Genomic DNA, 12,240 nt, shown 5'->3' with positions numbered 1-12,240 from the left:
AACGACAACAGGAGAACGACATGGGTTACGTGACCACCGACGACGGTGCAGAGATCTACTTCAAGGACTGGGGCAACCCCGACGCGCAGCCGATCGTGTTCCACCACGGTTGGCCGCTGTCGTCGGACGACTGGGACGCGCAGATGCTGTACTTCCTGGCCGAGGGCTTCCGTGTGATCGCGAGTGACCGACGCGGCCACGGGCGTTCGTCGCAGATCGGCACCGGTCACGACATGGACCACTACGCCAGCGACGTGTCCGCCGTCGTCGAGCACCTCGACCTGCACGACGCGATCCACATCGGCCACTCCACCGGTGGCGGCCAGGTCGCGCGCTACGTCGCGCAGTACGGCCAGCCGCAGGGCCGGGTCGCGAAGGCGGTCCTGGTGGCAGCAGTTCCGCCGCTGATGGTGAAGACCGACGCGAACCCCGAGGGCACCGACATCGCGGTCTTCGACGGGTTCCGTCAGGCGCTCGTCGCCAACCGTGCCGAGTTCTTCCAGGCGGTTGCGTCCGGCCCGTTCTACGGCTTCAACCGCGACGGTGTGACGCCGTCCGAGCCGGTCGTCGCCAACTGGTGGCGTCAGGGGATGACGGGCAGCGCCCTCGCACACCTCGAGGGCATCAAGGCCTTCTCCGAGACGGACCAGACCGAGGACCTGCAGGCCATCACCGTGCCGGTCCTGGTGCTGCAGGGTGACGACGACCAGGTCGTGCCCTACGAGGATGCGTCTCTGAAGCAGGACGAACTCCTCAGCGACTCGACGCTCAAGATCTACGAGGGCTACCCGCACGGCATGCTGACCACGCACGCCGACGTCCTCAATCCCGACATCCTGGCGTTCATCCGGGGCTGAGGTGACGACGGACTGGAGGAGCGGGGCGGGGTCCGCCCGTTCCTCCCGTCCGCAGGACCACAGGTCGAAGGCCCGCTGTCGCACTGCTCCAGGGAGCGCGGCCGGCCGACTCCCTCGTCGCTCAGGGGGTGGCAACCTGACTGATGCGCGCACCCATGTGCAAGCGGAACGCCTCGGGGCCCGACACGCCGTGATCGATGACCGCCCGGTAGACCTCGACACTCGGCATCCGCGAGCCGTCCGGCAGAGTCCAGTCCTGCGCTCGTTTGATCTCGAGGATCCTCGACTGCGTCGACGGGTCGATGCGCGGGGCGAGTGTTCGGAGGTGGAGCAGGTCAGGCTGTCGGTCGGGGTCGTCGACGAACCAGACGTCGACACTCCACAGGTGCCCGTCGGACCCCGCTGCCTGGATGCCCAGGTACAAGCCGTCCGGGTAACGAGGATCGATGTTCCACCGACCCGTGTCGTTGCGGATGAGGACCTCACGGACGCGGTCGTCCTCGCTCAACCGACCTGCCAGTCGTCCCACGGCCTGGACGACGCCATCAGGGAGCGCTGCAACCACCACTGTGAGGTCGATGTCGCGCGCGACCATCACCCTGAGCGCTCCCGCGCCGACGAGGTGCACACTCCCGATCTCGGTGAGGCTGCGATCCAGGTCGAGGTGGCTCCGCAGTTCTCCAGCCATGTCGCGCAGCTCGGCTTCGTCTCCGTCCCACGCAGGTTCCATCGGTGACCGTCCCTTCGCCTGTCGTCAGGGCGATGCCACCGGTGTCTCGCCCTGGAAGATCCAGTATCGGTGCCGCGACCCGCTCGACCGGGCGTCCCCATCTCCGGGCAGCCCGAAGACCGGCGACATCGCACGATCACCTGCGCATCCCCGGCCGTCAGCTCGCCGCGGGCGTGCTTCAGGCCAGGATCGTCAGCAGCCGGTGTCCGAAGAGAGCGGCGTAGCGTCCTTGCTTCTGGAGTATGTCCTGAAGGTGAGCGGCAGGACGTGGGATCTGTTCGGCCATGCGGTCGAAGCCGTGGAGGACCAGGACGAGCCCCGTCTCGGACGGGTCCCACCCGTAGGCCGCTTCCGCCACGTCCGACATACAGTCGTCAAGCGCGTCCAGGTTCATCCCGAAGGAGCTGGGGAACGACAGCGCTGATGCGAAGGTCGAGAGCATCTGCCGGTCGTTCAGCCAGCGTCCAGCGTCCATGTCCAGGACCCGGTAGCCCTCGCGCCGGAGCCACGTCTCCGCCTCGCGCACAGCGGCGACGCCTTGGAACCGGCGGACGAAGTCGTCACGGGCGATCTCGAAGTCCAGCCGGTTGCTCAGGACGTCGTCGGTGGAGAAGGTGGTCATGACGGAACCGTATGACGAGGCGACGTCAGAGCAGCTCGCGCTGGGCGACTATCCGAACAACTGATCATTCGAGGTGCCCCGGACCGTTGACGGAGACGGGGCACCGTCGGGGCTGAGGTACTGGTCGATCAGCTCGGCGGTCTCGTCCTCGCTCAGATTGCTGGTGTCGAGCCATCGACCGCGCTCGCCGAACCCGGCCCGCATGGACTCGTCGAGTTGCTCGTACTCGTCGAAGTCGAACTGCTCGCTCGCCTCTCTCGCCACGTTTCGTTCTCGGCACGTCACCGCACCCGGTGCGAGGACGACGAGTTCTGGCGATCGCGGCGACATGAGCTCGAGGAGGCGCTGGAGATGCACGCCGTCCGGGATCACGCAGTCGATGACCACGTCGAAATCCGCGTCCGTGAAGTTCTCGGCGAGTTCGGACAGGTTCCGGTACACGAGGTCGACCTGCCGATCGGCTTCGTCCGCGGGGAGTCCGAGCGGCCAGACGGCCCCGGAGACGATCATCGAGTGGAGATCGTCGGCCGAGATCCTCGCTGCCCTCGAGCGCCTCGCCGCGAGCAGGCGACTCACGGTGGATTTATCGGCTCCGGGCATCCCGGTGAGGATCACGATGGTCACGGGTCCATCCAACCGGTGGAACGTGAGGAGGTGCGTCTTCGCTCTCCGCGGTTCACCGGCACCGGGGGAGTTGTGTGCTTGCTTGCTCGTGGGGCTGCGGTCTGCGAGCGTTCTGTCATGAGCGACGACGTGACCACGCTGCGTCGGGTGCCCGGGTTCCGCCCGTACTGGTCCGCCGCGACCGTGTCGTCGTTCGGATCTGCGATCAGCGCGGTGGCCGTCCCCGTCCTCGTGGTGACGGTGCTCCACGCCAGTCCGTTCGAGGTCGGGCTGGTGAACGCAGCCCAGTTCCTGCCGTACGCACTGTTCGGTCTGATCGTCGGCGCCTACGTCGACCGGTTCCGGCGGAAGCCGCTGCTGGTCTGGGCGAGTGTCGGCCGCGGCCTGTGTCTCGCGACGATCCCGCTCCTGTGGCTGACAGGACATCTGAACCTGTGGGCGACGGCTTTGGCGCTGTTCGTGTTCGGGATCCTGTCCGTCGTGGGCTTCGCTGCCACGCAGTCGCTCCTGCCGCGGATCGTGCCCCGCCCGCTCCTGCTGGCGGCGAACGCGCGGGTGGACCAGAGTGACGCGGCAGCGCAGACGATCGGCCCCGGCTTCGGAGGCATCCTGGTCAGCATCGTGACAGCACCGATCGCGATCGCGCTCGACGCCGTGAGCTACTTCGTCGACGCCGTCCTCGTCTCCCGGGTGCGCGTCGTCGAGCCCACGCCCGAACGCCGAGCCGGTGTGCGGCTGCGGGGCGACATCGCTGACGGCCTGCGGTGGACGTACGGGCACGCGACGTTGGCGCCACTGGCGCTGTCCACGCACCTCTGGTTCCTCGCCAACGCGGCCGCACTTACCGTCTTCGCGACCCTCGCGCTCCGCACGCTCGGACTGCCCGCAGTCGTGTACGGAGCGATCCTCGCCGTCAACGGCGTCGCGATGCTCCTCGGCGCGACCGCGGCTCCCCACCTCGGCACACGTTTCGGCGCGGGCCGCACGATCATCGCCGCACGAGCCTCCTACCCGATCGCTTGGGCGGCGATCGCCCTGGCGATCGTCAGCACCGGTGGTGCGGCGCCGACGAGCACGGTCGTGGTCCTGTTCGTCGCGTTCGCCGTGAGCGGCGCTGCCGCGGGGTGCGAGAACGCGAACGAGATGAGCCTCCGCCAGACCGCCACACCCGATGCGCTCCTGGGCCGGATGAACGGGACGATGCGCAGCGCCAACAGGACGCTCGCGGCCGCCGGAGCGGTGGCTGGCGGCGCACTCATGACCGTCGCCGGCGATGGGGTCGCGCTGCTTGCGGTGACGCTCGTCTTCGCCGGCGCCTTCCTCGTCGCGGCGTGCTCTCCACTGCGGACGAACACCGTCCGGTAGGGACGGACAACTCGGAGCACCGGAGCACCTCATCCGCCGATGTGGCGCAGGCGGCGCCACGGCACGACCGTGGAGCTGAGGACGGCGAGGAGCCCGACGAGTGCCAGGGGCAGGAGCGCGGTCGTCTGGTCGATGAGCACGCCGGCGACGGCCGACGCCATCGCTGCGCCGAGGTTCACCGCTGTGTTGACCCAGGTCGAGGCCTCGGTCCGGCTCCGCTCGGGCACGATGGCGTCCCCGACGAGGTAGCCGGTGACGAGCGACGGCGCGAGGAAGACCCCCAGGATCGCCAACCCGACGGCGAACGGCACGAGCGAACGGGCCTGCGACACAGCGACCGCGACGGCGCCCATCCCGATGCCCAGCAGCAGCATCTTGGTCCCGAGGGACGCACGCCAGCGCACGTGACCGTAGGCAAGTCCGCCGAGCGCCCTGCCCCCGGCGAACGCAGCCATCAACCAACCCCGACGCCGCGACCGCACCGTTCTCGTCAGCGACAGCCGGTGCGACGATCTCCGCGACGCCGAGGATGCAGCCGACGCCGGTCAGCACCACGAGTACCCGCAGGAACCCGGGTTGACGCAGGGGACGCTCACGCGCGGGGGTGGGGAGCGCGCTTCCGGTCCGTGCCCGGGATGCAGCGCTGCTCGTCAGACCAAGTGTGCCGACGAGGACCACGACCCCGGTGACCAGGAGTCCGACCGCCGCGGACGTCGTGGTGACGAGTGCCGCGATGGCGACGGGACCGCCGACGAACAGCAGTTCCTCGGCGACCGCGTCGAGACTGAACGCCTGCTTCCGCTGGTCACCGGCGTCGGTGATCCCTCCCCAGATGACGCGCATCGCAGCGCCGAGCGGCGGTGCCGTCGCACCGACGACCACGGAGAGCGACACGAAGGCCACGAACGGTGCGTCGACGGCCGCCGCGATCGCGAGCCCCGCAAAGCCGAATGCCTGCGAGATGCCCAACAGGCTCAGCACGAGACGTTGGCCCCACCGGTCCACCGCTCCTGCCCGCCAGGGCGCGGCGACCACGTTCGCCAGTCCGAACACCGCGGAGGCCACACCGGCGGAGGTGAAGGAGCCGGTACTGGCTCGGACGGCCAGGATCGATCCGAGGCCGGCCATCGCGAGCGCTGAGCGGCCGAGCAAGGCCGGGACGAAGGCGCGGAGCGCGCCAGGGAGCAGGAGAACGGTGAGCACGGGAGGAGTCCTTGTGATGTGGCCGCGGGCACGAGGTCCGTGAACGCCCGTGCTCTGCGGGCGCTCAGGACCGCAGGCACCGGGCAAGGTCAGCGCACGGGAGCGGGTCCCGACCCGCCGTCGGGCACGATGCTGGTATCGAGGGGGTCGCTTTCACCCGCTTCGACCGCACCCTCCGCCCCCCCCGTTCGCACCCGAAAGGAACCACGAACCATGCCTGCCAACCCCCTCGGACTGCTCCTCCGCAACAGGCGCGCCGGCCAGCACACCCTCGCCTGGGCCAACCCCGCCCTCCAGGCACCAGAGACCTTCACGCTCACCAGCCCCGCGTTCACCCACGGGGCACCCATTCCCGAGAAGCACCGCGGCAGGATGCGCGGCCCGAACATCTCGCCGGCTCTGGAATGGACGACTCCATCGGCCGGTACCCAGGAACTCGTCCTCATCGCCCAAGACCCCGACGTCCCGTTCGGTCGACCTGCCACCCACGCACTCACGATCGGTATCGACCCAGCACTCGGCAGCATCCCGGAGAACGCTCTCACCCACCCCAGCCCCCTCCGCGGGCTCACCCACGGCAAGGGCGGCCTCGGCCGCCGCGGCTACTTCGGCCCCCTCCCGATCCGCTCCCACGGACCCCACTCCTACGTCTTCCAGCTCTTCGCCCTCGACCAACACCTGACTCTGCCCGACACCTTCACCCTCGAGGACGCCATCCACGCGATCACCGGCCACGTCATCGCCCGCGCCCGGCTCGACGGCACCTACGAGATCCGGTAGCACCACGCAACAAGCGTCATCACCGAGGCTGCACGAGGTCGCAGGGACGAGAGCGCCGGGACCTGCCACACTCCTCGTGTGGGCCCCGATCTCAGCGACGAGTGGACACGCCGCGTCGGTGCCGAAGCCGCCCACACCCGCCGCACCGTGATCGTGACCCAGAACGCGGCTCGCGGGCTGCTCGTCGCCTACGTCGCGACACTGCTCATCGTGTTCGGCGCCCAGGGGTTCAAGTCGACCGGTGAGCGAATGTGGCCGAACGTCCTCCTGTTCGGGAGCATGCTCCTCGTCATCTGCGGCGAGATCACGCTGACCGCGTGGCAGCAGCTTGCAACGAGGCGTCTCCGAAAGCAGGTCAGCGCCGTGTTGGCGCGCGGCACCGGAGAGACCCGTCCAGTGATCAGGGAAGACGCGCTCCTGGACATGAAGCGTTTCGACGAGTGGACCGCCCGCTACCGCCTGCCGTGGTTCGACGGCACCGTCCACGTACCCGAGCACTGAACCGTCGCACCCCGACGCCTCGGTCGGCGATTCCAGTGGCTGATCACCGGCCGAAGAGCAGGCGCACCCTCCAGCTTCGCGCGGGTGGGACCTACGCTCGGTCCATGCACCAGAACGTCACCGAGGCGTGGTTCGGAGTCCGTTGCGTGTTCCGCCACGTCGAGAGCATCTACGAGGAGCGTGTCGTGATCGTCCTGGCCGCTGACTTCACACACGCGATCGCGAAAGCCGAGGCCGAAGCCGCTGAGTACGCCGAGAACGTGGACGCCGAGTACGTCGGGCTCGCTCAGGCGTACGCCGTCGCCGACGACCTCGGCGACGGAGCCGAGGTCTTCTCGCTCATGCGCGACTCCGACCTCGCTCCTGACGAGTACCTCGATGCGTTCTTCTCGACGGGAGACGAGCGGCAGGGCGACGTGGACTCGTCCCACGACTCCACCGAGCCGTCCCCGTGACCGATCACCTCCTGGAACACCTCGGGCAGCGCGGCGACGAACTCGTCGAAGTGGCTGTACCAGACTGAGTGGGCGGCACCGGGAACGTCACGGACGATCACACCCCGCCCACGGTGCAGTGCCGCCGTCTCATCGTCGACGTACGCGCTCGGCTCCGCTCGGACGCTGATGCCAGCGCGGCGCGCGAGTTCCTGGACGCACTCCACGATCGCGATCTCCTATCAGCTGCGTTGTGTTCCCAGACCCAACTGTGGCAGCGCGACCGCGAGGATCTCGGATGCCGGGGTCGTGACGTTGGCAGCCGCGTCCTGCCCCGTGACGTCCAGGTAGGCCTGGACGATGCGCGCTCCGGCCGCGTACCCGGCGCCCGTGGGCAGACCCACCGGTGTCGACCCGAACAGACGTGCGCTGGAGTCACCCAGGACCCACGCCGCGAAGTCCTGCATGCCGGTCACGCCCAGTCCCTCGACGACCCGGCGGAGCACGTCGTCGCTGTTCCGGGTCGCTTCGCTGACGAAGTGCGTCAGGCCTCGCTGCCCCTGGGACTCGGCGGCGAACAGGTCGGCGAGCCCCTCGGCGACGACGTGCTCACCAACGGTGACGGTCTGCGGGTTCCACACCACACCGCCCGGTGAGTAGCGCACGTTGTGGTGCAGCTCGTGCAATGCGATGCCTTCGAGACGACCCAGGACCTCCTCGGTCGGCCAGACCGTGATGGCGATGAAGCCGCTGATGCCACCGGATGCCGACAGCCCGCGGATCTCGTCCATGAAGTGCGTGTTCGCGGGGTCCCCCAACACGAGCAGGACGGTGAGGTCAGGGATCATCACGCGCGGATTCGCTGCCGCGAGGTCGCTCAGACCGTCGACCAGAGCTCGCTCGATCCTGCCCCAGGCGTCTGCCTGCTCCAAGGACTCGACAGCCGCGCGCAGCTGGCCCCGAGGCGTGGACACACCGACCCCGAAGTTCTGGGCGTGGACGGCGGCCAGGTCCGGTCCGCCGGGGACGAAGGAGTACATCCCACCCATCGGTTCCCACAGCCGACGGACGGCGGCAGGCCACTGGTCAGGTGCGGTGTCCACCAGGGCCCGCATGCTGGCGGCGCTGTCGATGATCGTGACGGTCATGGGACCCAACCGTAGACATCGACGCTGCGGCAAGGTCAACCGCATGCTTCGGTACACCAGGCACAGCGCTCGAACAGGTCGTTGGCGGCTGCGGGCGAGTGCCGTCAGAACGGCCAGCGGCCTGCTTGCGGTGGCGGATCCGGCAGTGGACGGGATTCACGACGGACTGGAGGGGCGGGGCGGGGTCCGCCCGTTCCTCCCGTCCGCAGGACCACAGGTCCAAGGCCCGCTGTCGCTCCGTCCGAGCGCGGGTGCCGATGGAGCTGCACGACGACCTGGTCGGGTCCGATCGGGGTGCTGGTGGTGCGGACGCGGCAGACCCCGCCGAACGCACGGAGCACCGGGACGCGGTCGGGCAGGCTCTGGGCGTCGTCCTCGACGAGCTGACCCCGACCGAGCGTGTTGCGTGGGTGCTCCATGAGGTGTTCGCATTCGACTTCACCACGATCGGCACGATCCTCGATCCACGCGTTGGGATATGGACGGTGCGTTCCACTGGATGGCTGGAAAAACCATGCCATTTCGTCACGCGGGGGGTGAGTAGACCCATGACGGGGCAGTCCTCGCTGACCAAACCGCTGCCTAGGAGCGGAGTGCGGCTTGAGCTGCTTTGCAGTTGGGGCAACAGTCGACGTCGTCTGCTGAGCAGTCCCGTCCGACGGATTCCGCGTGGCCGCGCGCACCGTGGTAACTGACCGCGTCCGGCCCGATCAGGGCCAGCTTCTGGGTGCACTGGTAGCTATCGCTCAACGGTCGGGCGGGAGCGACGTGGGTCGTGGCTACTTCTTCTCGTCCTTGTTCCAGTAGCGGGCGAGTGCCGCTTGACCCGGTCGAGCCGTGGTGAACATGACTAGAGCGAACCCGACGAAGATGACGAGAACCGCCACCAGACGGTCGAGCTTGCCGTCTGAGTGAGCCATCAACACGAAGCCGACGATGACGACCAGCGCACCAAGTGTCACGAGTACAACGCGTCGAGGGGTCATGAGCACGAATCTATCGTCGCCGTCGCCGTCGCCGTCGCGAAGTGGTGTCCGAACCGCCTCGCGGACGACGGCACTCGTTCAGTGACGAGCCTCAGCGAGAACCTCCCCGATAGCCGGTCGCCCTCCGGACGCGGTCACCGACCGATCAGGCACCTGCCCGTCGATGTCGCACATGGGTGGTCCGATGGTCGTCTCGATGAGGGGGCGCCAATCAGCACACCTGACTCGCGCGGTGGGGAGGTACTCGGGCAGCCGCGGCGGGGAGGAGCGACGGACGGTGGGACCTGGTGCAGTTCGAGCTGGTCTGAAGGGAGATGTCGGTGCCCGAGATGCGTCTGAGGCTCAGTGAACCGACCGGCGCTGCACGGGACCACTCTGGTGGTACGTCGCCTCGCCCACCGCGACGTCGCAACGTGTCCGATTCCGACCGCCGGCGACCCAACCGCCAACGACCCCTTGCTTCATCGATTAAGCACGTGCATGATGTGACGAGTTAATCGATAAAGCACCGCTCCCCGAAGGAGGCGATCCCCATGCCGAAGTCCGTCACCCTGAAGGACGTGGCCGCCAAGGTCGGCGTCACGTCCGCCGCGGCGAGCATGGCGCTCTCCGGGCACGAGCGCATCAGCGAGAAGACCCGCGCCGCCGTCAAGCGGGCCGCCGACGAACTCGGCTACGTCCCCAGCTCCGCCGGCCGCGCGCTCCGCAGCCAGCGCGCCGACGCCGTCGCCCTGATCGTCCCGAACTCGTCCGCGCACGTCTTCGGACACCTGTACTTCATGCACGTCCTGACCGGCATGTCGACCGCGGCGAACGCCCACGACGCGCAGGTGATCGTGTCGACGAACGCCGACACCAGCTCCGGCGACGTGGCGTACGAGCGGGTCATGCGCTCGCGGACGGCGGACGGCGCCATCGTCACCAGTGCCGCGGTCGACGACGACCACGTGCAGGGCCTCGTCGCGAGTGGCCTGCCTGCCGTGCTCATCGGCAACTACCCGCACCTGGCCGACGCGGTCACGGTGGGGATCGACGACGTCTCCGCGACCGAACGCCTGGTCGACCACTTGGTCGAGGTGCACGGTCGCCGCCGTCTGCTGCACGTCACGGGCACGCTCGACCACCAGACCGGGCTCGACCGACGGCAGGGCTTCCTGCGCGCGGCGGAGCGGCACGGCCTGACCGACGTCACCGTGATCGAGGGCGACCTGTCCGAGACCTCGGGCGCGGCGGCCATGGAGCGGATGCTCGCGTCGGACCCCGACACCAGGCCGGACGGCGTCGTGTTCGCGAACGACGACATGGCGGTGGGCGGCCTGCACACCCTGCGCCGCGCGGGCCTCGACGTCCCGGGTGACGTCGCCGTCGTCGGGTTCGACGACTTCGGGCTCGCCCGCGTCACGACCCCCGGCATCACCACCGTCCGCGTGCCGGCCGAAGAGATGGGCCGCATCGCGACCGAGCGGCTCTTCGACCTGGTCGACCACCGCGGGGGCCAACCCGCCCGCACCGAACTCCCCGTCGAGCTCGTCGTCCGCGCCTCGTGCGGATGCGACCCCGACGCGGAACGCGTCCGCACCTGACCGACGCACCACCGAACAGCACCAAGCACGAAGCCACCAAACACCAAGACCCGACACCGAACGAAGCAACCAGAACCAGCGCACCACGCACCCACCCGCACCACCCCGCGAGCACAGCAACGCAAAGGAGCGTTCCCCGATGAAGCACGCACGCACCACCCTGGCGATCGGCGCCGTCGCCGCCGTGGCAGCCCTCACCCTGAGCGGCTGCTCGGCCGGCAGCTCCGCCAGCAGCGACGGCCCCGCGACCCTGAAGGTCTGGACCGGGTTCACCGGCGGCGACCGCCCCGGGTACGCCACCATCGTCAAGGACTTCGAGCAGTCGCACCCGGACATCAAGGTCGACATGACCGTCCAGCCGTGGGACACCATCCAGCAGAAGCTGCCGTCCGCCTGGCTCACCGGCCAAGGCCCCGACGTCGCGGCGGTCAGCTCCGACCCCAACGCCGTCGCGCAGTACGTCAAGACGAACTCCGTGCTCCCGATCACGATGACCGGCAGCGGCGACAGCAAGATCAACACGTCGTCGTTCGCACCCGGCACGGTCAAGGAGTTCACCTACGACGGCAAGCTCTACGGTGTCCCGGCGAACTTCGCCACGCTCAGCCTGTACTACAACAAGAAGCTGTTCCAGGACGCCGGCATCACGAACCCGCCGTCGACGGTCGCCGAGATGGCCACGGATGCCCAGAAGCTCACGACCGGCGGCAAGTACGGCATCGCACTCGCCGACAACCAGACGATCCAGATGTGGCCGGTGCTGCAGTGGCTCGAGGGCGGCGACATCGTCAACAGCAAGAACTGCAGCGTCGTGCAGTCGAGCAGCGGCAAGCAGAGCCTGAAGACCTGGGCCGACCTGGTCGCGAAGGACAAGGTCAGCCCGGTCGGCCTCACCGGCGCCGAGGCCGACTCGCTGTTCTCCGCCGGCAAGGCCGCGATGGAGATCAACGGTCCGTGGGCTGCCTCCGGCTACAAGTCGGCCGGCATCGACCTGGGCATCGTGAAGGTCCCGGTCGGCGTCGACGGCAAGTCCTCGACGCTCGGCTCGATCGCGCCGCTGTCGATCTCGGCGAAGACGAAGTACCCGAAGCAGGCGCAGGAGTTCCTGGCCTACTGGACGTCGAAGACCGCGCAGCAGAAGTTCTCGCTGCAGACCGGGTTCCCGCCCCTGCGCTCCGACCTGTCCGACGACGCGCAGCTGAAGGCCGACCCGACCGTGTCGGTCTTCGCCAGCCAGGTGCCCGACGCGCGGCTGTACCTGCCGCACGTGCCGAACGCCACCAAGGTCGACTCCGACGGCTACGTCCCGCTGATCGGTGAGATCACCCGCGGCAAGTCGATCGACGACGCCACGAAGAGCGCCGGTCAGACGATCGACGGCCTCACCGGCTGCGGCCAGTGACCGAC

At 68.7% G+C, this 12,240-nt stretch carries 14 protein-coding genes; 8 read left to right on the top strand and 6 right to left on the bottom strand.

The window, feature by feature from the left end:
• The first annotated feature begins 20 nt into the window (after positions 1 to 20).
• A complete protein-coding gene (locus ACLBWP_RS13640; RefSeq protein ID WP_243561036.1) occupies positions 21 to 857 on the top strand; it encodes an alpha/beta fold hydrolase in 837 nt (278 codons plus the stop codon).
• Between the two features lie 121 nt (positions 858 to 978).
• On the opposite strand, the gene ACLBWP_RS13635 is transcribed toward ACLBWP_RS13640, so the two are convergent.
• The 3 genes from ACLBWP_RS13635 to ACLBWP_RS13625 form a co-directional block, all read right to left on the bottom strand.
• Entirely contained in the window at positions 979 to 1,587 is a 609-nt protein-coding gene (locus ACLBWP_RS13635) for a hypothetical protein (RefSeq protein WP_447655568.1), read from the bottom strand.
• A gap of 178 nt (positions 1,588 to 1,765) precedes the next feature.
• Positions 1,766 to 2,209, bottom strand: a complete 444-nt coding sequence (locus tag ACLBWP_RS13630) for a barstar family protein (protein WP_447655567.1) — start codon at positions 2,207 to 2,209, stop codon at positions 1,766 to 1,768.
• Positions 2,210 to 2,257: 48 nt separating this feature from the next.
• Positions 2,258 to 2,833, bottom strand: coding sequence for an AAA family ATPase (locus tag ACLBWP_RS13625; protein ID WP_447655566.1), 576 nt, complete (start codon positions 2,831 to 2,833; stop codon positions 2,258 to 2,260).
• A 117-nt stretch (positions 2,834 to 2,950) separates the two neighbouring features.
• On the opposite strand from ACLBWP_RS13625, the gene ACLBWP_RS13620 reads away from it, so the two are divergent.
• The gene (locus ACLBWP_RS13620; RefSeq protein WP_447655565.1) at positions 2,951 to 4,198 is read left to right on the top strand and encodes an MFS transporter; all 1,248 of its coding nucleotides are present in this window, start codon (positions 2,951 to 2,953) and stop codon (positions 4,196 to 4,198) included.
• Between the two features lie 29 nt (positions 4,199 to 4,227).
• Here ACLBWP_RS13620 and ACLBWP_RS13615 read toward each other — a convergent pair whose 3' ends face one another.
• Positions 4,228 to 4,653 (bottom strand): hypothetical protein, encoded by a 426-nt coding sequence (locus tag ACLBWP_RS13615; RefSeq protein WP_243561031.1) that lies wholly within the window; start codon positions 4,651 to 4,653, stop codon positions 4,228 to 4,230.
• Positions 4,654 to 5,614: 961 nt separating this feature from the next.
• On the opposite strand from ACLBWP_RS13615, the gene ACLBWP_RS13610 reads away from it, so the two are divergent.
• The 3 genes from ACLBWP_RS13610 to ACLBWP_RS13600 all read left to right on the top strand — a co-directional run bounded on the left by ACLBWP_RS13610 (position 5,615) and on the right by ACLBWP_RS13600 (position 7,137).
• Positions 5,615 to 6,181 (top strand): YbhB/YbcL family Raf kinase inhibitor-like protein, encoded by a 567-nt coding sequence (locus ACLBWP_RS13610; RefSeq protein WP_243561030.1) that lies wholly within the window; start codon positions 5,615 to 5,617, stop codon positions 6,179 to 6,181.
• 78 nt (positions 6,182 to 6,259) lie between these two features.
• The gene (locus tag ACLBWP_RS13605; protein WP_243561029.1) at positions 6,260 to 6,682 is read left to right on the top strand and encodes a hypothetical protein; all 423 of its coding nucleotides are present in this window, start codon (positions 6,260 to 6,262) and stop codon (positions 6,680 to 6,682) included.
• 104 nt (positions 6,683 to 6,786) lie between these two features.
• On the top strand, positions 6,787 to 7,137 hold the full coding sequence (locus ACLBWP_RS13600) for a hypothetical protein (RefSeq protein WP_447655564.1): 351 nt from the start codon (positions 6,787 to 6,789) through the stop codon (positions 7,135 to 7,137).
• A gap of 221 nt (positions 7,138 to 7,358) precedes the next feature.
• Here ACLBWP_RS13600 and ACLBWP_RS13595 read toward each other — a convergent pair whose 3' ends face one another.
• Positions 7,359 to 8,264: a DUF2268 domain-containing protein gene (locus ACLBWP_RS13595; RefSeq protein WP_447655563.1), complete on the bottom strand. Its 906-nt coding sequence runs from the start codon at positions 8,262 to 8,264 to the stop codon at positions 7,359 to 7,361.
• 257 nt (positions 8,265 to 8,521) lie between these two features.
• Here ACLBWP_RS13595 and ACLBWP_RS13590 point away from each other — a divergent pair, with 257 nt between their 5' ends.
• Complete coding sequence (locus ACLBWP_RS13590; RefSeq protein ID WP_447655562.1) at positions 8,522 to 8,959, top strand: hypothetical protein; 438 nt, start codon at positions 8,522 to 8,524, stop codon at positions 8,957 to 8,959.
• An 84-nt stretch (positions 8,960 to 9,043) separates the two neighbouring features.
• On the opposite strand, the gene ACLBWP_RS13585 is transcribed toward ACLBWP_RS13590, so the two are convergent.
• Complete coding sequence (locus tag ACLBWP_RS13585) at positions 9,044 to 9,250, bottom strand: hypothetical protein (RefSeq protein ID WP_447655561.1); 207 nt, start codon at positions 9,248 to 9,250, stop codon at positions 9,044 to 9,046.
• 533 nt (positions 9,251 to 9,783) lie between these two features.
• On the opposite strand from ACLBWP_RS13585, the gene ACLBWP_RS13580 reads away from it, so the two are divergent.
• Entirely contained in the window at positions 9,784 to 10,833 is a 1,050-nt protein-coding gene (locus ACLBWP_RS13580; protein WP_447655560.1) for a LacI family DNA-binding transcriptional regulator, read from the top strand.
• Between the two features lie 139 nt (positions 10,834 to 10,972).
• Complete coding sequence (locus ACLBWP_RS13575; RefSeq protein ID WP_447655559.1) at positions 10,973 to 12,235, top strand: sugar ABC transporter substrate-binding protein; 1,263 nt, start codon at positions 10,973 to 10,975, stop codon at positions 12,233 to 12,235.
• Positions 12,236 to 12,240: the final 5 nt, after the last annotated feature.

The organism is Microbacterium sp. M1A1_1b (genome assembly GCF_053345565.1).
Note: the sequence above shows the minus strand (reverse complement) of the source record. Positions and strands in the feature narration are given on the sequence as shown.